The sequence below is a fragment of the Pristimantibacillus sp. Z349TD_6 genome, from assembly GCF_056173205.1.
This window is the reverse complement of the sequence record NZ_CM149662.1, coordinates 1,376,488-1,402,009: the sequence shown is the minus strand read 5'-3', so window position 1 is coordinate 1,402,009 and position 25,522 is coordinate 1,376,488. Positions and strand designations below refer to the sequence as shown.

Here is a 25,522-nt window from a genome sequence, read left to right as displayed (position 1 = left end):
CATGAATTCCGTCGAATATTTCAAATCTTCACAGCTTGATCCCTCAAGTTAGCGTCTATGCTGAAGGCATAAAAAAAGAGCCCTAATCTTTCAAAGGCTCTGTGGGACTGACTTATCTTTTTACTTTTCGTTGTTTCATATCTGTGCTAATCTTTTTCCATTTTGCTTTTTCAGAGGCTGCTAGTCGCGCATCTTCCTTGCGTGCTAGATACGCCAACTCACGTTGGAGTTTGAGATAGCTTTCAAAACGAGCTTGCTCCAAAGATCCATCAGCTATTGCCTTTCGGACAGAACAGCCGGGCTCTTGCTCATGCTTGCAGTCATTAAACCTGCAAGTATTTGCAATTGAATCTACGTCATCAAATGCACCACGGAACCCCTCATCGGCCTCCCAGAGCTGCAGCTCCCTCATACCAGGTGTATCAATCATCAGTGCTCCACTCGGTAATTGAACAAGCTCGCGATGCGTCGTCGTATGACGACCTCGGTCATCCCCGCCACGCACATCATTGACTCGTTGCAGATCAACACCGCTCAATTTGTTAATCAGTGTAGACTTGCCTACACCCGAAGAACCTATCAGCGCAATCGTGTTGCCTATACCCAAATATGGTGCGAGCTGATCTAACCCTTCTCCCTGCGAAGCACTGACTACATGAATAGGGACAGCAATCGCAACTGATTCTACCTCTGCGATGCGCGCCTCCAAATCGTCGCATAAATCTGCTTTGCTCAGCACGATGACCGGCGCAGCGCCGCTTTCCCATGCGAGGATCAAGTAACGTTCCATCCTGCGTATATTAAAGTCATTATTTAAGGCATTCACTAAAAAAACAGTATCAACGTTAGTGGCTACAATCTGCTCTTCTACCGTGTCTCCAGCCACTTTACGGGAAAATTTGCTCTTTCGTGGCAGCAGCGCATGAATCGAAGCTTTCTGTTCCTCCAGCCGCGGTTTTATAACTACCCAGTCACCGACTGCTGGAAAATCTTCTCGACCTGTTGCTTCAAAACGCAGCTTACCCGTTACTTCGCCCATGAGCTCTCCATGCTCACTCAATAGACGGTACATGTTTTTATGCTCCAATATAATTCGCCCGGCACTATAGCCTTGTTTGGCATAAGCGGCAAAATGATTAGAAAAATAGTCGTTCCAACCTAATGTTTGTAATACCTTATTCGTTGTTTGTTGATTCACTGCGGATTCCCCCTGTAATTGGTTATTCATATGGCTAACGCCAAAACCAGTCACAGTTGAATCCTCATTTGGGAAACGAAATTATTGTTCGCTTGAAAGGAGGATTCCTGTGACCCCGACTGCCGCACCTTCAATAATAGTTAATTTCTCCATTTTCATCTCTCCCCTCAAGCCAGCTTAGCTAGCTTGCAACTAAATTTCTCCATTATTGTAGCATGAAAACGAAACATTGCGAAATAACGAAAACATCATGTTTCTTTCTCTCCGTCTATAGCTATAGAAAAAAGACCTATCGCCAGTTCTAATGAACTAGAATAGGTCGTACTCATTAATTCAAGAAGCCTTCAAGCGCAATCGTCGGTTTGCCGTCCGCCTGCCAAGCTCCCTTATTATAACCTCCGTTATAACCAGGGGTCGCTTCCGGTTCCCAATAAAACACGCCAAGCCCTTTTCCGCCTGCAATATTGCGTATTTTTGTCTTTATATCAGCGACGAAGCTTTTGGCAGCAGCAGGCTGATTATAATCCATACCAATTTCGGTAATCATAACCGGCTTGCCATAGCGCGAGATCATATTGTTGGAGTTGCTGACCGTTTGCGTAACCTTAGTCGACCAATCTGTACTGGTAGGATAAAGTGACATCCCGATAATATCAAAGGTCGCTCCGCTCGCGATCAGTCCGCCGATATTCCAGACAAATAAACTATTGTCATAGCCGTTGGACAAGTGGACAATCGTTTTTGTAGCTGTACTAATAGACTTGACCGCATTGTTTCCTGTATTAATAAGCCAAGCGTAGTTTTGCATGTTTAAGGATGCTTTGCCGTCATTCCAGAGCATGCCATCGTTCGTTTCGTTGCCGATTTGCACCCAATCAGGCGTGACCCCTTTGCTTTGCATAGCTGTCATTACCTCGCGCGTATGATTCCAAACCGCATCCATCAGCTGCTGGAACGAGTAGCTCGCCCAAGCAGCGGGCTTAGTCTGTTTTCCGGGGTCCGCCCACGAATCGCTGTAGTGTAATGTAAGCATGACGCTCATCCCAGCATCCTTCGCCCGCTTCGCCAAGGTTGCAGCGCGATCCTTATTCATATAACCATTGCCATAGTTCGAAGAAGGATTGACGAATACTCGAATACGTACGGAGTTGATTTGGTAATCCTGCTTCAAAATTTGAATAATGTCCCTAGTTACTCCGTTTTTGTCCTTCCACGTATACCCTTGCGCCTCCATGCCGGCTACCCAGCTAATGTCCGCACCTTTCGCAAATGCAGGAGCTGCGCTGACCTGCGGCACAGATCCCCCATTCACTCCAAAAATAGTCATTAACAAGGCGACAACAAGCGTCAAAATGTAAAACCTTCGTTTCATACATTCTCCTCCTTCACCTGAATGTTGAAGCATTGAACATAAATGTATGCGCTTTCAATGTTGTGTTCTTATTATAGAGGCTGCCAAGCTTTGGCAAACAGGATACAATTGCAACATTCATTATGTTATTGAAGTCAATTGCAAAAATGATTAGACTAATCTTAATAATGGAAGCGGGAGGAAAGTAATGTGGAGGATTCATTATTGAAAAAAAACGGCCTATATTCCTTACCTCTGCACCAGCAGTCTAAACTGAAGTGGTCGCTCCACATTCTATATAGCTTCATAATAATCATGTTTATTGGCTTCATCATGATACCTGGAGATGACCAACAAAAATTAATACTAAATATTTTGTTTCTAGCGTTCGCCATTTTTTTCGGATACATATGGCTTGCTATGGCTTTATTTAAAAAACCTTATTTAAAAATCACCAATGAATCTCTCGAATACAAATGGTTATTTGGACACAAAGTTATCCTAATGAACGATATATACAGAGTAGAGTGCTTTTCCGAAAGTGGAGTCAATAAACTTGGAATCTGGGCTAGCGAGCGAGGAAGCCGTTCATTTTGGGAAATCACAAACCGAATTTTGGGCAGGGGCTATTCAGTAAGTATCGTTATGTCCAATTTTCAAAATATTGATTTTGAAAAATTACGTTTAACTATACTTTCAAAAATCAATGTTGAGGTGAACGATTCAGTTGTAAGTTAAGAGGGTATGAGGGTATGCTTTTGGCTTGTATAATCTATTGTTTGACTCGGCGAGAGTGCATAACCTTCCGTGATCATTTCTCTAACGAACTGTATAGTGCTTATTATGTTGAAAACTGATTTGTTTTTAATTTAACGAATCTGATTAACGTTATATCATGATTTACAGGGTGTCATGAGCTACTTTGCTCGAAATAACGATTCTGGGGTTCGTTACAATTTTAATCCACTAAAAACGGTTTAAATAAGATCTCCTGGGTTCGTAAGCGATAGGTTTGATAAGGGGAGGACATCGTTCTGCCTAAGCATCATCAAAAAAATAGGAGCTGCTCCAATCGTAGATAAATCTACTTTTGGAACAGCTCCTATTTCACTTTTTTAATTGTAACAGTCAATTCGTCACAAACTGAGTTCAACCTCAATCTTTTTAAGTACCCTATGATGTCCTCAAAGCGATTCAACTCTTAAGATATTTACTTTTCAATTCAAGTAAAGCGCCCTGCAGACCATATATTCTACAGGGCGCTCTACTTGTTTCAGTACTAATTAGATATTACAGAGACTTTATTAACAATTGATACAGGATGACTGCCGCTTGGGCGCGAGTAGCCGTTCCTTTTGGATCAAACTTGTCATTGCCGACGCCATTGATGATGCCAGCTTTATGCATAGCTGCCACCGCTTCTTTAGCGTAGCTTGCAATAGCTAGTTCGTCATTGAAGGCTGCTGCCGCTTTCTCATCACTCATCGTGATTCCTGCTTTCTGAATCGCTCGGTATGCCATTGCAGCCATCTCTTGACGAGTAATCTTGTTGTTAATACCAAAAGAACCATCAGTCAGACCGGACACGATACCAAGTTGCTGAGCCGTAGCGACCGAGTCGTAATACCATGCACCTTGCTTAACATCTGAGAATGTACTGGTTGCGTTCGGTTGATTCAGGTCAAGCGTTAGCATTAACATTTGGATGAATTCGGCTCTTGTAACTGAATGGCCTGGTGCGAACGAATCCGTCGTCACACCGTTTACGATTCCGCGTGCAGCCAATCCATCTATACTGTCACTCGCCCATGCGATTGCTTTCGAATCGCTGAATTTAACTGCTCTAGCGATGGCAGCATATTTGCTAAAGTGCTTCGCATTAAATTCCACCGTGCCAGTATCCTTGTTATAACGGCCATTCTTGATGATTTCAAGTTTGCCATCATCCGACAAGTAGTAGATCACGATTTGATCCGGGCTCTCTCCAGGCTTCAGCGTGTAAGGTATTTCAACCTTCACCTGCTTGCCTTGTCCAAAATCAGTAATCTTCTGACCGTCAACACTTAGGTTGAAGTCATAAACCGTATTCGAACCTACTAAAGTGCGTGCTGCTTCTGGCAGCGTGCTGTTATCCACCTTGGCAACACTCAATTCAATACTGGTTTTGCCGGCGGCACCATCGAATAACGATACAGGCAGCTGTACAGATGCGAGCCCGAAAGAAATCTCAATACGTTTAATGCCTGCTTCTTTGGCTGCATTCACTTGATCAACTGGTATGGATACTGTAATCAGTTTGGCATTCTCGGTACCAAGAACGACTAACTTCATCGTTCCATCCTTCGCTTCAGGCAACGCCTTCTTCACATCATCGGCTTTGACTAGAGCTTTGGCGTTACCGCTCGAATCCACTTCTGCCTTTACTTCACCAGGTTTAACAGGAGTTTGATCCGTCGGTGATGTTGGCGTAGTATCCGGGTTAGTGCTATTACTATTCGTCGTTGCTTGCGTTACTGCGGATAGTACGGATTCTCCAGCATCATTGACAGCTGCAACCTTGTAGTAATAAGTAGTTGATGCCGACAAGCCACTATTTTGGAACTTGCTTTCGGTAATCAGCTGCGTGTTGACTTTGCTGTAACTGCCATCAACAGAAGCGGAACGATAAATGTTGTATCCCGTTGCGTTCTCCGAAGCTGTCCAGCTGACTTCAATCTCGCTGCTGCTCTTCGCTTTCGCAGAGACATCAGTCGGTGCAGCAGGGCTTGGATCAAGGTTCAGATAACCTTCTGGATTGATAACCGCATAGTATGCCGGCTTGGCTGCCAACGCCTTATCAAAGAGCAGAGGGCTTCCCGAAGCACGCCAGCTCTGGGAATCCGCCTTGCCCCAGAAGGTAACGCGTTCGATGCTGCTCGCATACTTCTTGAAAATAACGAATAGCTTCGCATATAGCTCAGCCTGTAAAGTCTCCTCTTCCTTCGTGAGCGTGCCCGTTGACGGGATATCCAGCTCGGTGACGCTAACCTTCACGCCTGCTTGAACAAAACGAGCAATACTTGCTTCTACGGTGTCTGTATTCAAGCTCTGGATCCAGTAATGCGCCTGCATGCCGATGCCTTCCACTAGCAAACGTTCAGGCTCTTTGTTGCGATCGTCCGTTTTCCACTTCTCGTTAAGGTCTTCGGCCATCAGCGCCATACCTTCCCGTTTCCATGGCTCATTCTCGTTATAGTCGTTGTAATACAGAGTAGCTCCCGGATCAGCCAAACGCGCGAACACAAACGCATCGTAGATATAGTCGGCGCCGCTTTCTCCCTTGCTCTTATCAGCGCCGTTCTCATAAGCCATGTACCAAGGGGAATCCTTACGCAGAACCGTTTTCCAGTCCGTAGGAATGCCCGATCCGCCGTTAAAGGCCTCGTTCACGACATCCCAAGATACAACTTTGTCCTTGTAGTGTCCAGCAACATTGTTGATATACTGTTCCATGTTCGCCTTGGCTTCTGCACGAGTAAGTGGTTTGTTACCTTCGCCCGTAGTCAGCCATGGAGCTGACTGGGAATGCCAGACGAGCGTATGACCATGAACCTTGATATTATTCGCCTGAGCCCAGTTCACCAGACTGTCGGCATTACCGTAGTTGTACACGCCATTAGCAGAGCTTAAATACTGCGGCTTCATATCATTCTCAGGCGTCATGACGTTGTAATGATGCTTATACATGGCCGTATTCTCGGCATCAGTCGTCTGACTAGGACTCATGACGTTACCGATTAGGAAATAATCCTTATAGGTATCTGCGATTGAAGATAATGTCAGATCCCACTTAGGAATCTCCTTTAGATCGCCAACTTGGCTGATCACAATCTGGTCCATGTACCACACATCAGCATGAGCAGCTGCATCGTTAGTAACTAAACGGAAATCGATTGATTCCAACGGTCTCTCCATTAACGGCGTTTGAACGTTTACCTCTTTCCATTGACCGATCGGCAGATTGCCTGGATTACTTGGCAGTTTGTTTGCGCTATTGGCGTAATCCTGATTAAGTACCAGACCAGGGCCACTCAGCATACCCTTGCCTTCGTTACCGACAACAGGGGCATAGAACCATGCAGAGATATTATAAACTCCTCCGGCAGGAAGCGGCTCAGCAAGAGTCAGCCGAACAGCGTTGTCTGCGCTGGTATAGCTTGTATCAGGTACATGTGTAACCTTAAAAGCGCTATCGTCGTTCTTCCCAGCACCGGTTTCATTGATCCACTCAATCTTTGAGGATGCAGCTGACGTAAAAAGGCTTCCTTGCTCCGCTTTATTGTCGAAGTCGAAACGCAACAACTCCTTGGTCTCTGGCTCCTCCACTGGCGCAGGCGGGCTTATGAGATGCAGCTTTACCTCATCCAAATAGAAGGTGAAATCTGTCATTTGTGCGTCGTTGTGAAATACGATGGCGCTAACAGACTTATGGTCTGCAGGTACAGTGAATTCCAACGCTACATCCGCCCATTGGCCAGCTGCAAGATTTACCTTGGATTTCCCAACGGTGCCGTAAGTATCGTTGTTTCCGCTATCTTTGGTTTCTACGCGTACGCCCAATGTGGCGTCTTTTGCACTAAGTGCCTTGGCTGTCAGCTTATACTTGCCGCCTGGCAGCATCGGCATCGTAGGCAAGGTATTGCGAAGAGCAACCCCGCTGTAGTTGTTCGCAGCAGTCGGAGCGACGCTCAGACTGCTAGTACCTGCGGCAGCATATTCCTGCGTCCGACTAACTGTCGCATCACCGTTTAGTTGAAGCGTGTTGCCGCTTTCAAATCCCTCATAGTAAATGACATCTGAGTTTGGCATGAGGGTGAATGAATGGTGTATAGGAGCCGCAATCATATTGCCAGCGGCATCTCTCAGACGCATGATGTATATGTTGCAAACTTCACCTTTGTTTTTTGTAATACTGTTGAATGTCACTTCGACTGATTTGTTATCCTCAGCCCACTTAAGCGTAAAGTCGTCTGAGAAATCAAAGCCGATGCCAAAATCGCCTTTGTTCATAGGCTCATCAAATGTAATATTGAGCGTATCACTGGCAGTCAGATCCACCATGTCATTCAAACTGAAAGCAATTTCAGCATGAAAGTCAGTCGTTGTCGCCGTGAGTAAAGGACGATTCCCGTCGTCCTTCAGGCTGTTCGGATACGGCGGCCAGTTCGGCTGAGGACCTGTCTTCTGAACGGCTGCTGATGCGTTCCAGCTGACCGTTTCCTGATTGTTCGCCAGCTTAGATTTGTCGATCGAAATCTCAAACGTGCTGCCTGGCATAGCCTCCATCTGCAACTTTTTCAGTGTGATGACATTAAAAGCATTATTCAGTATGCGGTTATTCTCATTAGGGTTCGTCGTTACGCCGTAATTGATAATCCAAGCCTGTTCAGTATCCTCCTGCAAAGATTGTGTCAGCTTGTTGCCATCGGCGTAGACTTCTACCAGATCCTTATTGATTTTGCTGGTAAAGCCATACATTACAGCCGCACCATTATCATTTCTAGCGGTGCCGTGGCGCAGTCCTGTTGCTAAGTCGATGCCTTGGAAGTATACAGTCTTGCTGTCCTTAGCAGTACCAACGGTCGTAATTTCGTAACGCCCGATCTTAACTTGCTCATCCGTTAGATTAAACACCGCTGTGCCGTTGACAACATCGGCTGTCCACGTGTCCTTCGTCGGCTTGTTATTTCCGTCAAGTATCGTTAGTTTAACCTTCGCATCGTCAGAGTGAACCTTGATTGTCGCAGGAATGCCTTCGGTGACAATCTCATTTTCAGTCCACAGCGTGTACTTGCCTGGGCGAGACCAACGGATGTAGGAGCTGTCGACATCGTATGGAGAAATCGTCATGTCAGAGATTTTGTCGTAAGTCCCTATTCCATAGCTTGGCGGGTCGCTTTTTGGGTAGAGGTCCTTAACTTCCAGCGGCTTATTACTGAATGTCTTGTCCATAATTGCAATCATGAACGGCACGTCTCTGTCCTGGATGGCGTGAGCGCCGTCACGCACACGTACAGCAATATTGTCACTGTCTAGAAACTCATAGACTTCATTAGCTGCACTCATCGCCATTACAGAAGATGGTGGAGTCGTCCAATCGAAGTTATTATCTGCGACAAATGCGATAAGCGGTCTCGGTGCCATCAGTGCCTCAACGGCATGTGAATCGAACGGCATATATTCCATATCCGTCTGTTGGTGGAATCCAGCCGCTGTTCCAAGACCCATCCAGAATGATTCGCCAGAGTACTGAATGCTATTGAGTCCTTTCTGGTTCCTGCGATAAATCCGGTCGAACGGTGCGTTGTAGTTAAATAATTTGCCTTCAGCGGTGTAACGGAAGCTGGACACACCAGATTGTCCGCTATCTACGGGCGCTGCCGCACCAACACGCTCGTCCATGGCTGCCGACATCAGAGCATATTTACCGTTTATAGAAACGCCTGTTGTAATAGACTTATATGGGTTGATATTCCATTGATTTATACCGTCGTTAGCTTCGGCGCTAATCTCCATTGCGTCAATGATTCGGGAGACAGTCCATGCCGCCGTCATTATCGAACCCGTATTGAAATCATACTCGTAGGGGTTAAATGGGTATAGCTTATAGTAGTCTCCGTTTCTGCTAGCTCCCCAGTTGGAGACACTGATTACTGCGTAGCCGTTTTGGATCGCCATGGCCGACTGGCCGAAACCAAAGGCGATGATAACTGGCCAGCCGCCCTCGGGCGCAGTGCCCGTAGGTACGGTGACATTGCCAAGGCTCGCAGTCACGGTTCTGTCGTTGTCTTTTATAGTGATATTAACTTGGTTAGTCTGGGCATTCACTGTGATGGCGCTCTTAGTCGTCGGGTACTTTCTGCCATAATAGTAGTACTGAATCTGGTCTTTGAGTTCCTGCCTGCGTTCGAGCCAATCGTCATCGGTTTCTACTCGGCCCTTTGTGCCGCTAGTGGGATCTAGAAACTTAAATAGGTCGTTAAGTCCCGGTGACTTAGGCAAAGAGGTAATATCCTGTGGGAAAATATCGCGGGGCGGCGTAGGTTGTAAAGCCGTCTTATCGACCTTTGCATTAATAATTACATTCTTCTGATTGGCTTCTATCCCAATTTTATCGATCTGGACACCGAGCGTACCCGTTCTCGTAATGCTGCTGAGTGCAAGTTCGTATACATTTTCGCTTACTTTCGTCAAAGATCCCTTCTCCGCTAATGAGGAAGCGTAGTTAGATACTGCGGCGGGGGTGCCAGCGCTGAGAATGATATCATCTGCCGAAAGGTTTGATACAGCTGCATTGAAGGTCAGTCTTATGGCGGTGCTGTTCCTCACAAACGCTGTGCCGCCAACATTTGCCACGTTAAAGGTGATCGGGTTTCTATGGATATCAACGATCTTTTCCAAGTCGTCCACACCGTCCTTGGTAATCTTAAGATTGACGGTGCCTTCAATAGTAACCCCGCTAATTCCGAGATTATATTGAGTGCCGTTAGACTCGTCCACCACAGTCAAAGTTCCTTTGGTTACACTAGCGGTACCATCTGAGATGGTAATGTCGCTCTCCACTAATCCCAGTACCGGTTCTTCAAAGACCAGTGTAATTACATTTGATGTCGTACGATTCGCCTCGCCATTCGCCGCTGCGGTATAGTTAGTTTTTATGATTTCATTATTATTAGGCATATTCTCGTCAGCGAGCACTAATTTCATATCCACTAAGGTAAGTGACATAATTACAACTAGAAACAAAGAAATAAAGCGCTTACAAGAGTTCATGCTTTAGTCTCCTTCGATTTCAACTTTTTCTCTGCAATAAATCTTACCTCCATTTGCAATAGACCCACTCAGCCGTATATTGTAGTGGTGGTAACGAGACCCGTTACTTTTCTGGTCGGCTTTGTTCGGTTTCCTTGGTTACAATCACCTCCTTCATATCCTTTCACTTCAAGTGATTGGATACGGGTACATAACCTTCATTTGGTAAAAGTGACAGCCTCGCAGACAAAACGATAATATAACGTAAAAAAGCGTAAATGATATTACTAGTATGACTAGTATGTTTTAATATTATCTCACAACATTTAGCAGCGTCAAGAAATTTGTATACATGAAGCTCAGAATATCTTACTATGATGATCTCCATATAACGCAGGACAGAAAAAACGCTCAAGCTGTTTCTTCATTTTGCTCCAGGACATGTAATGCTCCTATGTTCTATATCATAAAGTCATCTCTAACATTTTTGGGGGATAGGGCACATTTTCTAAAGTGTCCACGACTTCGAACGATTAAGACAGTAGCTCCACATGTTATTATTTCAACAGTGCTTTATTTCGGGTAATCTGTTAAAAACAGATACATCTATATGAGTCTTGAATGGACGGTTCCCGCTCTTAAATGTATTTCTCAAATAATGAGCAAGTACTTTTCTAATTAGCGAATGGTTGAATATCGACTTTTTCAATCACAGCACTAAAGCATGTAAAACAAAAAAGATTAACGACGAGATTACCAATTCTACGAGAAGCTCCAATCAATTGGATAACAAAATAAGGACGTAAAAATATATTTACGTCCCCAACTACCCTATTCACTGACTCGAAATTTTTATAAATTAAGGAACAAACAACTTCTACATGCCCGCATGCGGGAACATATAGATCTACATTTCCAGTTCCAACCAAGCCACATACTCAACATGTAAGGACTGCTGAGCGTTGCACAATTTCTCAGATATAAAACCGCCAAACGGTCGGCATAACTTTACATGAATGACCATCAAGCGAGCCGTTCGAGAATTTCTGACGTACCTGCAAAACGATAATATAACTTAATTGTGCTATCCTTTGACACCACAATCTTCTCAACTTCGTATTACGCGGAAACTCGTCGGCAAATGGTACCTGGGAACTGAAAATATCAGTTCAAAGACTCTGTCGAAATTGTCTTGCACCCGTTGAATAATGCGAAATTTTGGAAACAATTATTTAAGGCTGTTCGCAATTGCTTTGTTGGCTTTATGCCGTTCTCGTACCATATATTTTTCACAACAAGCGTCCCGGCTTTTCGCTCCGCGATTACCTCGGCTCGTCCGATGAAGCTTTCTCCGTATAATAGAGGCAGCACATAATAGCCGAATTTCCGTTTGATTGCAGGCGTATAAATCTCCCAAGTGTAATCGAACCCAAATAATTCTTTGATCAGTTTTCTGTCCCATATGAAATTATCTAGTGGGGCAATCAGCTCGCAGCGCAATTTCGGCGTCGGATTTTGCAGGACGGCTGCAATTAGCGGTAAATCCTCCGCACAGCAGTACAGTGTATCCTTCATTTGTTCCACGGCAACAGCAACAATGCGAGCTTCGTGCAACAGCTGGCGGAAAACCTCGTTGCGCTGCTCCGCTTTCAATCCCCATATGTTCAGCCAGGCATCGGATGCGCGATTCCATAAAAGGCCAACAGCTCCGATTCGACGCAGTACCCGCCACTTATGATGCTCAAGCTCGCCCTTCAACGGCTCCGGCGCATTCAGCAGATTTGGCTGTATGTACTTACCGGCGATATCGTAATATTTACGCGTTCCCTTTTTGTGATGGATAATCAAATCGCCTGTCGAGTACATCTGCTCCAGAACCGAACGGGATGAATTGTTTCCGCTGCTCCAGTGAATGACCGATTGCCAAGTGAAATTTCCTTCCAATTTTAGATCATTCGAACTTAGCACACCGTGATTTTGGATGTGAGCAAGAACTTGTTCTACCAACGCTTCCATTTCGGGATAGCGCTTAGCATGTTGCCTTGCAGCCTGCCTGTACCGCTCAAAGTACGGCCAGTTCTCGACAGGGATAATAGCCAAATTTTTGTCGGGATAATCTACCAGGATTCTATCTTTATACAGCAACTCTTCGAGCATGTTCTTGGTAAATCCTCTGATACGCGACTGCAACACCAGTTCGGCGTTTTTTCCGCAAACATCGATGGGATCGTATTGAATACAACCGACCTGCCGCACAAAATCCAATACTCCCTGCTTTCCAGCAAATTGATATTCGCCCAACAGCCCGTGCTTCAATAACAGAAATTGCCGTGCCTGGCGGTTCGTCAATTGAATCATGTACGCATCAGCTCCTTATCGAAACAAACGGAAGCTGCTTGCACCTGATGATGGATGGCGAGGTTGCTTATCTCAATAAAGTTACTATTTGCTTGTTGCCATAATGCTGGTATCCATTGGGGAGCTTCATCAGCAATCCCCTTTCCTAATTTTCCAATCACCGAAAATTGCTCTTTTTCAACAATTTCAACCACGCCTGTTCCCCCGATCTGTTAGAACACTAACAAAAACAAACATACGTTCCCATAATATCTTATCATTGTCTTGAGCATAAAAACAAGAGATAATGAACTGCTGCCCGTGTCCTACGTGTAAGCAATCATTAAAGCAATGTAATTGAGCGAATCTGTTACATCTCATTTATTATTTCAGAATTATCAATATTAGACACTCCACATGTGTGGAGTCAGTGGCTCACTTCTCAACTGTCTTTTGATTATTATATTTCTGAATCTACCATATGTATTTACCTCTTTACGTGTATGCGATACACAACCACAAATATGTAGTTTATATAATTCTATTGAATTCTTGTAGACAACTCGTCTACGACATTTCAGGATATTCAGCTTGTAAAATTCTTTCGTCTACAATCCGTCTACAATATTAGGGTATAACAAAGCCCCGTCCTAGTGCGGGCGGGGCTTTCATGGTGAAGATCCACAATTCGCTGGAGTGTGATGCTTAGGTTGTTTTGAGAGATTGCATGATCCATTCGACAGGTTGTTCCAGGATTACTCCGTCTGTCTCCACCCATTGGGTAAGGCTATTCTCTTTGGCTTGAATAACGATAAAATACATATCTTCCGAAGCGGATGTATTCTGCAACGCCCTCACTCCGTCAGGAGCAATTCGAACGGAGGTTCCTTCGAACACATCAAATTCGTTTCCGTCCACTTTAAATTGACCTTGTCCTTTAAGAAAGATGTAGAGTTCCTCATTTTCTTTGTGTTTGTGATAGAAAGGGACTTCCGCCTTCGGGGGCAGATTATTGAGTGAAACTTCCATGCTCGTAAGTTGTAAGGATTCTTTTAGAAAGATTTTCCCTTTTAGCATTCCTTCCGTGACGTTTCCAAAATTCGAAAATGTACCTGCATGGTTAACCGAGTAATTCGCTTGATTCGGCTCCAATTTGCTCACCTCACTTTAGATCTAATTGTTTCAGTAACAGAATGATAAACTAAAAGGCTGGCAGGATGTTGCCTGTTTCGAGCAAGCTCTTTAAATTGTTGAGAATGACAGGCCAGCCATTATTAAATCCTTCCATCTTGCCTTCATCTTTGCGAATATCCTTCTCTAATAAATCCTCGTGGCGTAGCGTCAGTTTTACAGTAGAGTTCAAGGGTGATAATTCATAACTAACCTTAGAGAATCGCTCTCCTTCAACGTCTCTGATGCTCCAGGTAACTGTGAGTAGACGATACGGCTCACATACAAGAACTTCACCATGATGATCAACCTTATCTTTATCCATCAATTTAAAGCTGGAGCCAACTTGCCAATCTGAAAAGATTTCACGACCGAAAAAATACTGCTTGGTGAATTCACTGTTAGTTAGGGCTTGCCAAAGCTTCTCGGGCGTAGTTGCGATGTAAGTCGTATAAACGAATGAAGTCTTATTCATGGTTTGAATCCTCCTCTAAGGCTTGCTTTAGTGTGTTTAATGCCTCAATTCGGTGACTCTCAAACTTGCCGATCCAGCGTTGATAAATTTCCCCGATAGGTATCGGATTAAGATAATGCAGCTTTTCACGGCCTTGCCAAACGACAGTAACAAGGTTTGCTTCTTCCAGCAGCTGAAGGTGCTTCGTAACAGCTTGACGAGTCATAGTCATTTGTTTACAAAGTTCTCCTAAGGATTGTCCGTTATTAGCGAACAAGAAGTCGAGTAACTCTCTGCGAGTTCCATCGGCAAGTGCTTTAAATACTTTGTCCATGCCCTCATTATATGCAACCATTTAATTGCATGTCAAGCTTCACAGTAAAATTGCTCAGCTCCCTTTTTTGCATGTCCAGTCAAATACTTAATCACTACCGACACACAGCACTCAACGTACATGGTATGCGGGAACAGGTCGACAGGTTGCACGGTTTGAAGCGTATAGCCGAATACGAATGGCAGCAAGTAGCTTCAACTTTCTGGGATAGAAACCTATATCACTCTCACGACAACTTACAACTATTCCAATGCCTTATTCATCTATATGGTCAATTTCCGGGACTAGCGTTTGTTCTCTTAAATTAGTCAAATCATTATAGCAAGAATGGTGCAGATCAAAGATGCACTTCATACGAATTCAACAACATCAATTTTGATGTGTGATAGGTGACTGTTACCAAATATATGTCTGTCGCTCACACAATCGATTCTGTGCATCAAACGAAAAAAAATGATATTATGTATGTTGGGTAAAAGACTTTACTACGGCTTTTATCGATTTTTATATATTGCAACAAGAGGAGATATTATGAGTAACGAACACAACTTTTGGCTTGATTTACCAAAGCCGTTTTTTATATTAGCGCCAATGGAAGATGTCACAGATGTTGTATTTCGTCACGTCGTTAGTACAGCTGCAAAACCCGACGTATTTTTCACAGAATTCACAAGTACAGATAGTTATTGTAACCCTGCAGGAAGAGCCAGTACTCGTGGCCGGCTAACGTTCACAGAAGATGAGCAGCCGATCGTCGCTCATATTTGGGGCAATAAACCTGCATTTTTTGAGCAGATGAGTATTGATATGAAAAAACTAGGCTTTCGTGGTATCGATTTAAACATGGGATGCCCCGTCCAAAACGTCGCATCCAATGGAAAGGGTTCTGGATTAATACAACATCCTGAACTTGCAGCCGAAATTATTCAAGCAGCAAAAGCAGGTGGATTGCCGGTTAGTGTTAAAACAAGATTGGGTTACTTTGAAATTGACGAGTGGCGCGATTGGTTAGGGCATATATTGAAACAAGATATTGCGAATCTTTCCATTCACCTTCGTACAAAAAAAGAGATGAGTAAAGTAGAGGCGCACTGGGAGCTCATTCCTGAAATAAAAAAATTACGCGATGAAATTGCACCAAATACGTTGTTAACCATTAACGGAGATATTCCTGACCGCGCAACAGGATTAAAATTAGTAGAACAATATGGCGTTGATGGTGTTATGATTGGCCGCGGCATTTTCACCAATCCATTTGCTTTCGAAAAAGAACCTATAGAACATAGCGCGAAGGATTTTCTCAACTTACTACTTTTACAGCTAGATCTTCACGATAAATATTCAAAAGAAAACGAACCACGTCCATTTAAACCGCTTCTTCGCTTTTTCAAAATCTATGTTCGTGGATTTAGAGGCGCAAGCGAACTAAGAACTCAATTGATGGATACGACGTCAACAGATGAAGTACGTCGTTTAGTAATACCTTTTTTAGACCAAGAATTAGAATAAGGTATTTATCAAAAAAATGAGAGACCTCCCAAAAGTTCAATGAACTCTTGAAGGCCTCTCATTTTTTACTATGTGGTCAAACGGCGTTTACACTCAAGGAAACTATTGCTGCTACAGGCTTCTCTGCCTGATAACCGACAGGATCTATTATCTTTTTTGTGTGCATTATTTCCTCTTAATAATCCTTTGATCTATTCCCTTTCGATTTAGTTAATGGAGATAGAAGCAATTTTTCGCATTTCGCATAACCCCCTAGCAATTTCTGAATCAAGCTTAACTTAGGAACAACAAGGTAAACAATTGAGCTTGTAATGATGCTTATAATAGCTCCTACTAGGACATCTGCTGGATAGTGGACACCGACCCAAATACGAGAAATACCAACAAGGGAAGCTAGTATAACCCATAAAAACCACCATCCTTTTCTGAATACCCAAAAGGATACACAAAATGAAAAGAACAAAATTGTATGATCGCTTGGGAAAGAATTATCAACGGCTTTTTCAATTAATTTATTCACATTTGCCAACTCAGCAAATGGTTGATTATTCGAATGAAATTTGCCTGCTATTTTCCCAATAATTTCAGCAAATACAAAAGTAATGGTTGCACACACAATCATCATTCTACTCTGTTTATGTCGAGTAAACCAAATGAAGATAACACCTAAAATCAAGAAATACACCATAAACTCAGCAATGAAAACCATAGCAGGATTTATGTATGGATATTGTTTCCCTAGGTCATTAACCAGTCTAAATAAATGAATATTTTCTTCTAAAAAATTCATTTCACACCACCTCCTCTGCCTTTATTTCTTATATCTTAAAAGACAGATAGGCAAACAACCATCGATTCCCCTAACAATTAAGGGTTCCTATGTTACATTATTGTCATTTTGTAAATTTGCTTTACTATTCACATAGGCAGTTGCCCCCGTTGGCAGCGATTACCTCCCTCTCCTCCAATATCCTTATTCACGTTGAATTTCGACAAACGCAAAAAGACCTCCCAGATTAATCTGGAAGGTCTCAAAGTTATAAAATATTGATAAACAGGATTTTCACTGACGAAAACCCTTGATGTATAAGGGTTTGTCACCCTTATTACATCATGCCGCCCATTCCACCCATGCCGCCCATATCTGGCATGCCAGCGCCTGCACCTTTAGGTTCAGGTTTGTCAGCAACAACAGCCTCAGTTGTCAAGAACATAGCTGCAACGGATGCTGCGTTTTGCAATGCTGAACGAGTTACTTTAGCAGGGTCAACGATACCCGACAAGGCTTTCAGAGCAAATATATCACTGTTATTAATAACAAATTTAGAGCAATGACCACTTCTTGCAATCATGCTTACAAATACATTGTAAAGTAGTGGTTGCTTTATGTAAATACTCTCTCTCTTCGAATCTTGCTTAAATTCTTTATACATCTCACTAATTTCAAACTCAAAACTTCCTGTGATTAACTTGTTAAAGCAACTGAAATAGATTTTACAATAATTTAGTTTAATTTATTCCCACACAATAGTGCTGACTGCTTGGAAAACAGGCAAGGAGATTACCAATATCTATAAAAGATATTAACAATACCCATATATTTACATTTTTATCTCTCTGTGATATATTTCCCTATGCCATCAATAGAAATCTATCATCAGGAGAGTGACAACTAACCCTATGGCGAACATTAATGATCAAAATTCAAAAGCTAGAGTCTTACATCTTCCATGCACTTTGACACAAGAACAATGGTATAAACTTGTAGTCGTTGACTTCAAAGGGCTTAGTGCCATTTATAACGAAGTTCTTCTCGAACATTCAACTGTGATTGGTCATGTAATTCCATTAAGTTGGGGACATGGAGGTACTTTCAAAGGAAATGTAATCGCTTTGACTAATCCTGAAAATATTAGTATGGGTAATAGGAATCCTATACCCTATTTGACTCGCTCTGTTTTAGAATATATTGCAGAACAAAATGGGCTTTCTGTAGCAGAGTATATTTCATTTGTAAACTGGTGTGAGAAGAATAAACGTTCCAGAAACGAATGTCGAAAGTACGTTGGGACTTATAATTCACTTGAGGTTTGGAAGAGTCTTCAAACAAATGAGCCGCCTAAGAACACTAAATGACAATAATAGGTACACCAAAAACAGCACCTAGTCAAAGGACTAAGTGCTGTTTTTCTTTATGCGCCTTCATGTATCGCTTAACGCATTCCTATCCCATCAGCGAGCATTTCCATACAAACCTCATCAGAACGCCACAGACCTAAACTGGAAAGCGTCAAAGCACACCAGAAGCGCTCGCTCCTGTTACTAATTAAAATTTGGATATTCTAGTGTGCTTTTACTTTTTAATAGACTTAATAATTGTATAAGCGGTTTCCCAGTTAATGTTCTCAAAGAAGCTATCTTTTGAAAACTGATCGTTTATAGATTTCAAAAATGAATCTATCCAATTATAATCTTCCCATCCTGAAGGTGAAAAGACTGATTGAATCTTAAAATTAATTGAAATCTCTAAATCGACGCTATAGACAACATTTGAAATCCATGAATCAAACCCCTTTATTCCCAAATAATGCTCCATAAATCCTGTGGGAAGATTAGAATTTGTTCCATCGAATATCACTCTAAAACTTAAAGAAAATCTTTTTGTACTGATTATTATTTTATCCTTCTCACGTTTCACTACGCTGTTACGAGGCAATACTAATAGAAACTTTTGATATAATGCCCCATCAACCTCTAAAATGTAGTGGTTATGATCTTCATTTTCTAAAACTTCTTCTATTCCAATAAATGCATCTCGTTCTGACATTGGTTTCGAAAACAATTCTAAAAAACGATTTTTCAACAAAACATCTGGGACGTTTGCTCTTTCGAACACTGAGATATTTGCTTTCTGTTCCCTTGGATAGTTGAAATATGTGAGAAGATGAGCAAATAACTTGTCCAATATAAAATATTCAATTGATTCACGTATAATATTCATAGAACGTGGTTCTGGTATAGTAAGTTCGTCTTGAAGTTTCAAAGAGTCATTAATCCAAATATGTTCCAAGGCTTTGCTTTCAGAGAATGCTCTTGATAAATACTGATTTAAGTCCTCAGAAAACTTATACCGCTCTACCTCTAAAATCATATTTTCAGTTTCGTTCAAAATGAAAAATCCATTAAATAAATAAGTTTTATTTCTGCGATTTATAATTCTATAAATGATAAAAATCAATGAAACAACACAAATTAGTACACCAATATAGAATCCATACATTGCATTGAAAACATTCATCATCGTTAAACTGCCTACAGTCAAACTTATACCAAATCCAACCAGAACTATTGTTAATAATATTTCCTTTAGTTGAGCTTGCTTCACTATAAGTGAGGTTATAGGAGAGTCAACGTTATTTTTCATTATGTTTCCCCTTAAATAATTTGAATTAAACGAGGGTTTATGGTTTAGTCCCAATATCTTCTGGCTTAATGAAACCTCTAATTAATGGTATACTTCTATATCCGTTAGGGTAACCTCTATCCATCTCCATTGCAACAACTTTTGATTTGAAATCCTCAATATCTTTAACGTTAAACAATACGCTTACTTCTTCATAATGCCTCAGTGATTTAAGTTTGGTAAACAGCTTAAATACTCTAACTTCTCTTAGATATATATAAGTGTTTGGAAACCAGGCACTCTTCCATGAAGATTCATCAAAAAAGTAAAGTTTTGAGAGATTATATAAAAGAATATCAGACATTATCAAATCTCTCTTGTATTTTTCAGAAGCACGTTGCACTATTAAATCAGCATGCAAACTAAGCTGGTTTGAATTTAATTTTCTATTGCGATCATCTAATGATTTAATATAAAATCTAAAGTCAGTAAAATCCTTGGGATTCTGATTCTCATACTTACTCTCGACAAAATACTCACTAGTTAAAAACCTTGTTAAAAACTCATACTTTTCTCCTTTTAACAAGATTGTAGTTGTGTACAAATACAACTCGGTAATTAGAAATTTGTAATGGTCGAATTGTTCATCATAATAGGAACCATTCCCCTGAAATTCAGAATAAGAATAAATTTTCTCATAGAAATCAACAAGTTGGTTTACTTCTAACTTTTCGGTTAGAAGCAGTATTTCAAGTGCTTCAATATAGTCATCTCTTAGTGGACGCATTTTACCGATTAAATCAAAAATTTTATCGTCAATCATACTACTGTCATTGGTTTCTTCCATAGTAAATTCACTAAGTGACTCACAAAAATTCTCTACAAAGTCACCCCAATGATACTTCATTCTATTAGGATATTTGTCTGCGTTTACTTTCATCTGTCTAATAATTTTAGCTGTTTGAAAATGAGCCTCTTCACTATGGAGCAAAAAAGCTGGCGCTTTTCCCAATGCAGGTTTTTGATGCAAAGGTACTTGATATACATTTCGAAGGAGCTTCTCATAATTTTCTTCAAATACATCTAATGACGATAAATCAATATAAAGTCTAGTTGCAATATAAGTTGGAATGAAGTCCTTACCTATATCACTTCTTTCAGCAACAATTGGAATAAACTTTTCTTGATTAACGTCTTTATATATTTGTGGTGTTATTATCTGTGTTTCTGTACCTACACCTCCAATTCTTTTATCAGCACGTTTCTGGTAACCACTATCACATATAATAAGTACCTTATCTACTATTTCCGAAGTTACCATACTTTCCATAAACGCAAAAATATCTTGTCCTTCCTTCAAATCCCACTTATCTAATATCACGTCTATTCCGTCTTCTCTTAATCTTCTACCTAACTCTACGACCCATTCCTCATGTTCTGGTGTTGTCCAACTGTATGAGATAAACACTTTAGGATTTGTAACCACTCGCTGACTCATTTTTTCACTCCTTACTTTTTATTAAACTTACTCTGTTCATTCTTATAGCCTAAATAATCTACTGTTACTTCCTTTAGAATCCTATCTAAAGCAATATAAAGAACCGCTGAACCAGCAAGTAAAAATGCATATACATCAGAGTTTTCGGTTTCATTTACGAATGCTTGGAATGTAGAAAACAACTCGTATGCAGCAAATGCCATCATTATAGTGTACATAACAACTCTTCGAATAAAAACTTCGTCCTTATTCGAGTTTAATTTAGCAACTTTCACGTAGTAAACCCAGTAGTTTCCGTATAGAGGAACGAAACACAACATTAGAAAGTAATAATTATCAGACCACTTTAAGCTGACTAATAGAATTAATGATAGATAAAGAATTGTAATCGCCTTTAGAAAATCAGACATTTGTTCCATCAACAATATGAAGCGGTTTATAACATAGAACTTCTTTAATCGGTCTAGTTTTAACATTTTGAATAGCTTCTTTAACCGTAAAATAAAAGATGACTTGTATTGAGGATTAAGCTTTTTAAACTCAGTGTAAGTAGATGTAGCAATAAATGTCCAGAACAGAAATACAATTGTAGATATGATAAAATAAAAAATAAAATGACTTTGCCCATAACCCGTAGAGAAATATGTTGTAATCAAAGCCAGTACATACACGAATGGAAATAATAATGATGTTGCTTCAATGAGCGTTACTAGCCATAATGCTTTAATTCTTTTACCCAACCCAATACCAATTCGCTCTGATAAAGGTAACAACCATTTATCGAATGCATAGTTCAACCCTAACCATATCAGCACTATAAAAACAATTATGACTGCAATGATCGCTATATTAAACCAAAGATTAAACTCAGTATTCACTGCTAAAGGCACATTCATTTTCCCATCACCCTCTTTACATACTTCTCTGCCTTATAATCCTTCCTAACCTCATGTAGCACATTACTATTTGCTTCGTTCCATGATTCCAAGATCATTCTTGGCTCTGCTTCAATCCTATCCCTTACTCCCTGAATGTCATTTCTCTTAAAATCATCAATCATGGCTATCAAATCACTTCGATCTAGCAACTTCACATGATTGATTCCAGCCAGTACCTCACATGGCTCTGTAAATTTCGCTGATGCTATCACAATAGATTTTTTAGCCTTGTAGTATCGCATACAAGAGAATACCTCTTGAACCGCGCTAATGCCTACTGGATTATCTACTGAGTAACGCTTCGCCTGTACAACGTTCCTAATGCCATCCCTGTCAGTAAACACTACATCTGCTCCAAAATCCCTACTGTTTGTCGTTTTATATACACCGTGATAGCCCAATTCAATGAAAAGTCTGTATAGATACATCTCAAATTCAGAGCCATCAAGCATTTTGTCAATATCAGCAATATCTATCTTTTTCAAGTCATAGTTCTCTGGAATACTTATACTTGGCTTTGCTTCTTCTTTTCTATTTGTTTTTGAATAGACTATAAACGCAAACAATAGAACTAAGATGATTGTGCCTATTAAGATGAATGCCGTTATTGTCTTCAACTCCAATACTATAGAATCATATTTTGTCAAACTATGTAGCTGGATATGTAGTTAAATATTACCACGTTTGGTTCTAATGGGCTAGATTAACATGCAAAATGAGACAGCCATAGCGACTGTCTCTCGTAATCAATACTTCGTTCTTATCCAAATACTGCAACAACATTAAGCCCTGAGACTGTTGCCCCACTGAAATTCCAATTTCCAAGTGGGTGACTACTTCCGCTGACACTAGAAAATCTCAAATGTCCTCTGTCTCTATGTTTCAGAGTCACACTATCAATATCGTTATATACCGTAAAATAATTGTTCCCTTGATAATAAAGCTGGAGATCACCAAAATTCCCACCAAGAACCGCAAAATTATTTGGCGAACCCTTCTGATAAATCTTTGCAACTGCTAGATTTTCTGTATCAATATATTGTGCATTTATCTTACCTGCATTTATCTGTTGAGCGCTTATCGTACCAGTATATACACCTGTTTTTGTAATGTTGGTAAGCATAGGTGAACTGGTTGCTAGTGCGCCAACATCACTTGCATTATATGTTGGCTTCCCTACATTTGACCAACTAATGCTACCACCTGTCATGTTTATGTTACCACTTAGATTTACATTTGTTGCAATCAGGTTTCCTCTTAGATCGCAATGATAAGGGAATACTCTTCCTTCATAAGGCCTGAGTGGACTACTATCTTTTATAGTAGCTTGTCCTTCCATTATGCCATCCTTTGAAATAATGAAGCAGTACATAGTACCACCTATAGCTTCATCCGCTACATACTCATACGATTTCAAAATCGCTTCTTCAATACCTTCATACTGTCCTTTAATCTCAAGACAGTATGCCAAGGCTTCTTCCTGATTTGCCCCCATTGCATAAATTTGACCTTTACTACTGTCTTGTTTTGTAAGCATCAAATCCTCACTATTAATAAAGCAAAATGCTGGTTTGCCTAGTTTCATCATCAATATTGTCAACACAAATCCAGTGTCATCTATAGACTGTTTCTTCTCCATTTCAGTAAATGCCTTCTGTGCAATGTATTCAATAGATTTCAATGAACTTCTCTCATTAATTCTATTGAATATTTGTTCTGCGAGTTCCACATCACCGCTGAAAAAGATGACTTTATCCCCTATTTTTCTAATTTTCTTATACTTATCAGTTACAAAGTAATGTTCTCCATTAACTGTAATGGATACACGACTATCTGACGCTACAAAAATCTTATCCTCATCAAAATAACTAAAACATAAACTCATGATGTAATCGCTTCTTTCATTTCTATATTTTTTGTTTCTGTATGGTTTATTTGGGCTATATTTTCCTCTGTAACGAAATCAACGTAGATAATACCTAAATCATCCACCTGTATTCGTACTTTACTGCAACCTGAATCTGAAACCGCTGGCAAAGCAACAAATCTAACGCTTTCGTCATCGATAATACTCTGAACTGGAACAACCATATCAACGACCATTGGCTCTGCAAGCAATCTATCGCGGCTGACAATATAAACAGAATATTCTTTGTCCACGCGAGTCAGCCCATTATCAAGATTCCCTTTCAGCATACTCCTTGTAATATCCAATTCCATTACTTCATTAATTCTCGCTATGGCATTAGTGGAACTTGGTGATTCGAAAAGTATTCCAGTATCATCAGCCTTGCTTACTACTAATGCGATACATGGCTTTGAAAACCTTTCTACTGCTCTCTGCGCTGTATTATTGCTATACGCCTGTACCTCAATATTATCAATTGAATAACCTTTTTCGTGGTCTATCCTGCCTAATGTAGGTCTGTTGTCCATCCTTCTCTTCTCCTTGTATTTTGTATATTGAGTCATCCAATCATTAAAAAACTCAGATATGTGAATAATTTCACTTATCATTTCATGCCTATGTGTAAATTGATGAGGCTTACCGTAATACGATGGCTTACTCCTATTTCTCACACGCACTATTGAGTTCCTACATGAGTTTAGTAATAGTGCTAACATCTCCATTGCTTCTAATTCTGAAAATTCACCATTCAGGCTTTCAAACTTTTGATTCTCAATAATCTTTTTGCATAAAGCTTCATACTTTTTCTCCATAACGCTCCTTTCGCTTTTTGTAATACCTTTTCTTCTAATGTTGTTGATTTTGCCATTTCTAATTGCCTTCTTTACTCTAAAATCTCCTTTTGCTCATATTTCTAAAGCTATTTATGTAAACGCTTACAAAATATCCGATGAAATTCTTCTATTACTACTATTGTACCAAACCGAACACAGAATGTAAACAGTAAATTTTACTATTTACATTCAACATTTTTTTCTTGTCCATAATAAGCGCTAGTTCCTCAAACACTCTGGCTAATTGAGCAAGTACATATTTCATTCGATTACAAAAGCATTACAATTCCAATAAAAAAACAGAAAAGCCCTTAAAGAGCTTTTCTGCATATTCTTCACTGATTAAACTATTTAATTAAATTGAAACAATCAAGATTATTAATAATCAGAATCTTCATCAGTAGAAGCCTCTCCACGATTACTAAAATACTTTTCATGCAATTCATTATATCTGTCGCGCATTTCTACTTTCTCTTCCAATGCTTTATTCAAATCCTCAATTTCTTGTTTAAGGTTTTCAATTTCCGCATTTTTATTTCCAATATCTTCTGTATCTTCCAATTCAGCTATGTCATCCGAGTAGGATTGTATTTCATCCATTTTCTCTTGAATTTCGTCTTCTAGTTCAGTAATTAAATTGTCTAAGCCTATTTCCTTTAGTTCATCGTATTCAGCTAATTCTTGCTCCTGAAATTCAATCTCAAATTGTTTTGCGCCGCCCACCAAAATCACCTCGTCTAAAGGTTTAAGTTCCATGCTATTATAGCATAATTTCCAAGGTTAATTCTAGCAAATCT

The 25,522-nt window shown here is 40.6% G+C and carries 19 protein-coding genes and 1 pseudogene; 3 read left to right on the top strand and 17 right to left on the bottom strand.

Annotated elements, in window-relative coordinates:
• Nucleotides 1-112: 112 nt before the first annotated feature.
• Complete coding sequence (gene rsgA, locus AC0VYE_RS06035; RefSeq protein ID WP_475446706.1) at nucleotides 113-1,198, bottom strand: ribosome small subunit-dependent GTPase A; 1,086 nt, start codon at nucleotides 1,196-1,198, stop codon at nucleotides 113-115.
• A 328-nt stretch (nucleotides 1,199-1,526) separates the two neighbouring features.
• Nucleotides 1,527-2,525, bottom strand: coding sequence for a glycoside hydrolase family 53 protein (locus AC0VYE_RS06030; RefSeq protein WP_256710987.1), 999 nt, complete (start codon nucleotides 2,523-2,525; stop codon nucleotides 1,527-1,529).
• 234 nt (nucleotides 2,526-2,759) lie between these two features.
• Between AC0VYE_RS06030 and AC0VYE_RS06025 the strand changes: the two genes are divergently transcribed.
• Nucleotides 2,760-3,287 (top strand): hypothetical protein, encoded by a 528-nt coding sequence (locus AC0VYE_RS06025; RefSeq protein WP_475446704.1) that lies wholly within the window; start codon nucleotides 2,760-2,762, stop codon nucleotides 3,285-3,287.
• 552 nt (nucleotides 3,288-3,839) lie between these two features.
• Here AC0VYE_RS06025 and AC0VYE_RS06020 read toward each other — a convergent pair.
• From AC0VYE_RS06020 to AC0VYE_RS05995, 6 genes are all read right to left on the bottom strand, one after another.
• The gene (locus AC0VYE_RS06020; RefSeq protein ID WP_475446703.1) at nucleotides 3,840-10,361 is read right to left on the bottom strand and encodes an endo-1,4-beta-xylanase; all 6,522 of its coding nucleotides are present in this window, start codon (nucleotides 10,359-10,361) and stop codon (nucleotides 3,840-3,842) included.
• Between the two features lie 1,143 nt (nucleotides 10,362-11,504).
• The gene (locus AC0VYE_RS06015; RefSeq protein ID WP_475446701.1) at nucleotides 11,505-12,698 is read right to left on the bottom strand and encodes a winged helix-turn-helix domain-containing protein; all 1,194 of its coding nucleotides are present in this window, start codon (nucleotides 12,696-12,698) and stop codon (nucleotides 11,505-11,507) included.
• Nucleotides 12,695-12,892 (bottom strand): hypothetical protein, encoded by a 198-nt coding sequence (locus tag AC0VYE_RS06010; protein WP_076269681.1) that lies wholly within the window; start codon nucleotides 12,890-12,892, stop codon nucleotides 12,695-12,697. Before AC0VYE_RS06010 ends, AC0VYE_RS06015 begins: the two co-directional genes overlap by 4 nt.
• A gap of 490 nt (nucleotides 12,893-13,382) precedes the next feature.
• Complete coding sequence (locus AC0VYE_RS06005; protein ID WP_475446699.1) at nucleotides 13,383-13,829, bottom strand: cupin domain-containing protein; 447 nt, start codon at nucleotides 13,827-13,829, stop codon at nucleotides 13,383-13,385.
• A gap of 49 nt (nucleotides 13,830-13,878) precedes the next feature.
• Entirely contained in the window at nucleotides 13,879-14,322 is a 444-nt protein-coding gene (locus AC0VYE_RS06000; RefSeq protein ID WP_076269679.1) for an SRPBCC family protein, read from the bottom strand.
• Nucleotides 14,315-14,635 carry an ArsR/SmtB family transcription factor gene (locus tag AC0VYE_RS05995; RefSeq protein WP_076269793.1) on the bottom strand — a complete coding sequence of 107 codons (321 nt, stop codon included), beginning with the start codon at nucleotides 14,633-14,635 and terminating at the stop codon, nucleotides 14,315-14,317. The genes AC0VYE_RS06000 and AC0VYE_RS05995 overlap by 8 nt, the downstream gene beginning before the upstream one ends.
• A 531-nt stretch (nucleotides 14,636-15,166) precedes the next feature.
• Between AC0VYE_RS05995 and AC0VYE_RS05990 the strand changes: the two genes are divergently transcribed.
• Nucleotides 15,167-16,144, top strand: coding sequence for a tRNA dihydrouridine synthase (locus tag AC0VYE_RS05990; RefSeq protein WP_475446696.1), 978 nt, complete (start codon nucleotides 15,167-15,169; stop codon nucleotides 16,142-16,144).
• Between the two features lie 175 nt (nucleotides 16,145-16,319).
• Here AC0VYE_RS05990 and AC0VYE_RS05985 read toward each other — a convergent pair whose 3' ends face one another.
• Together AC0VYE_RS05985 and groEL are read right to left on the bottom strand one after the other, a co-directional pair.
• Entirely contained in the window at nucleotides 16,320-16,934 is a 615-nt protein-coding gene (locus AC0VYE_RS05985; protein ID WP_475446694.1) for an undecaprenyl-diphosphatase, read from the bottom strand.
• 316 nt (nucleotides 16,935-17,250) lie between these two features.
• Nucleotides 17,251-17,421, bottom strand: a pseudogene (groEL, locus tag AC0VYE_RS05980) (chaperonin GroEL); the annotation flags it as partial.
• A gap of 403 nt (nucleotides 17,422-17,824) precedes the next feature.
• Here groEL and AC0VYE_RS05975 point away from each other — a divergent pair.
• Nucleotides 17,825-18,280 carry a hypothetical protein gene (locus AC0VYE_RS05975; RefSeq protein WP_475446692.1) on the top strand — a complete coding sequence of 152 codons (456 nt, stop codon included), beginning with the start codon at nucleotides 17,825-17,827 and terminating at the stop codon, nucleotides 18,278-18,280.
• Between the two features lie 217 nt (nucleotides 18,281-18,497).
• Here AC0VYE_RS05975 and AC0VYE_RS05970 read toward each other — a convergent pair whose 3' ends face one another.
• The 7 genes from AC0VYE_RS05970 to AC0VYE_RS05940 all read right to left on the bottom strand — a co-directional run bounded on the left by AC0VYE_RS05970 (nucleotide 18,498) and on the right by AC0VYE_RS05940 (nucleotide 25,448).
• Nucleotides 18,498-19,568, bottom strand: a complete 1,071-nt coding sequence (locus tag AC0VYE_RS05970) for a hypothetical protein (protein WP_475446690.1) — start codon at nucleotides 19,566-19,568, stop codon at nucleotides 18,498-18,500.
• Nucleotides 19,569-19,605: 37 nt separating this feature from the next.
• Nucleotides 19,606-21,045 (bottom strand): SEFIR domain-containing protein, encoded by a 1,440-nt coding sequence (locus tag AC0VYE_RS05965; protein WP_475446688.1) that lies wholly within the window; start codon nucleotides 21,043-21,045, stop codon nucleotides 19,606-19,608.
• Nucleotides 21,046-21,056: 11 nt separating this feature from the next.
• Nucleotides 21,057-21,941: a hypothetical protein gene (locus AC0VYE_RS05960; protein WP_475446686.1), complete on the bottom strand. Its 885-nt coding sequence runs from the start codon at nucleotides 21,939-21,941 to the stop codon at nucleotides 21,057-21,059.
• On the bottom strand, nucleotides 21,938-22,606 hold the full coding sequence (locus AC0VYE_RS05955) for a restriction endonuclease (RefSeq protein ID WP_475446684.1): 669 nt from the start codon (nucleotides 22,604-22,606) through the stop codon (nucleotides 21,938-21,940). The genes AC0VYE_RS05960 and AC0VYE_RS05955 overlap by 4 nt, the downstream gene beginning before the upstream one ends.
• Before the next feature lie 137 nt (nucleotides 22,607-22,743).
• Nucleotides 22,744-23,868 (bottom strand): hypothetical protein, encoded by a 1,125-nt coding sequence (locus tag AC0VYE_RS05950; RefSeq protein WP_475446682.1) that lies wholly within the window; start codon nucleotides 23,866-23,868, stop codon nucleotides 22,744-22,746.
• On the bottom strand, nucleotides 23,865-24,704 hold the full coding sequence (locus tag AC0VYE_RS05945) for a hypothetical protein (protein WP_475446680.1): 840 nt from the start codon (nucleotides 24,702-24,704) through the stop codon (nucleotides 23,865-23,867). The genes AC0VYE_RS05950 and AC0VYE_RS05945 overlap by 4 nt, the downstream gene beginning before the upstream one ends.
• Nucleotides 24,705-25,103: 399 nt before the next feature.
• Nucleotides 25,104-25,448 carry a hypothetical protein gene (locus tag AC0VYE_RS05940; protein ID WP_475446678.1) on the bottom strand — a complete coding sequence of 115 codons (345 nt, stop codon included), beginning with the start codon at nucleotides 25,446-25,448 and terminating at the stop codon, nucleotides 25,104-25,106.
• Nucleotides 25,449-25,522 lie beyond the last annotated feature (74 nt).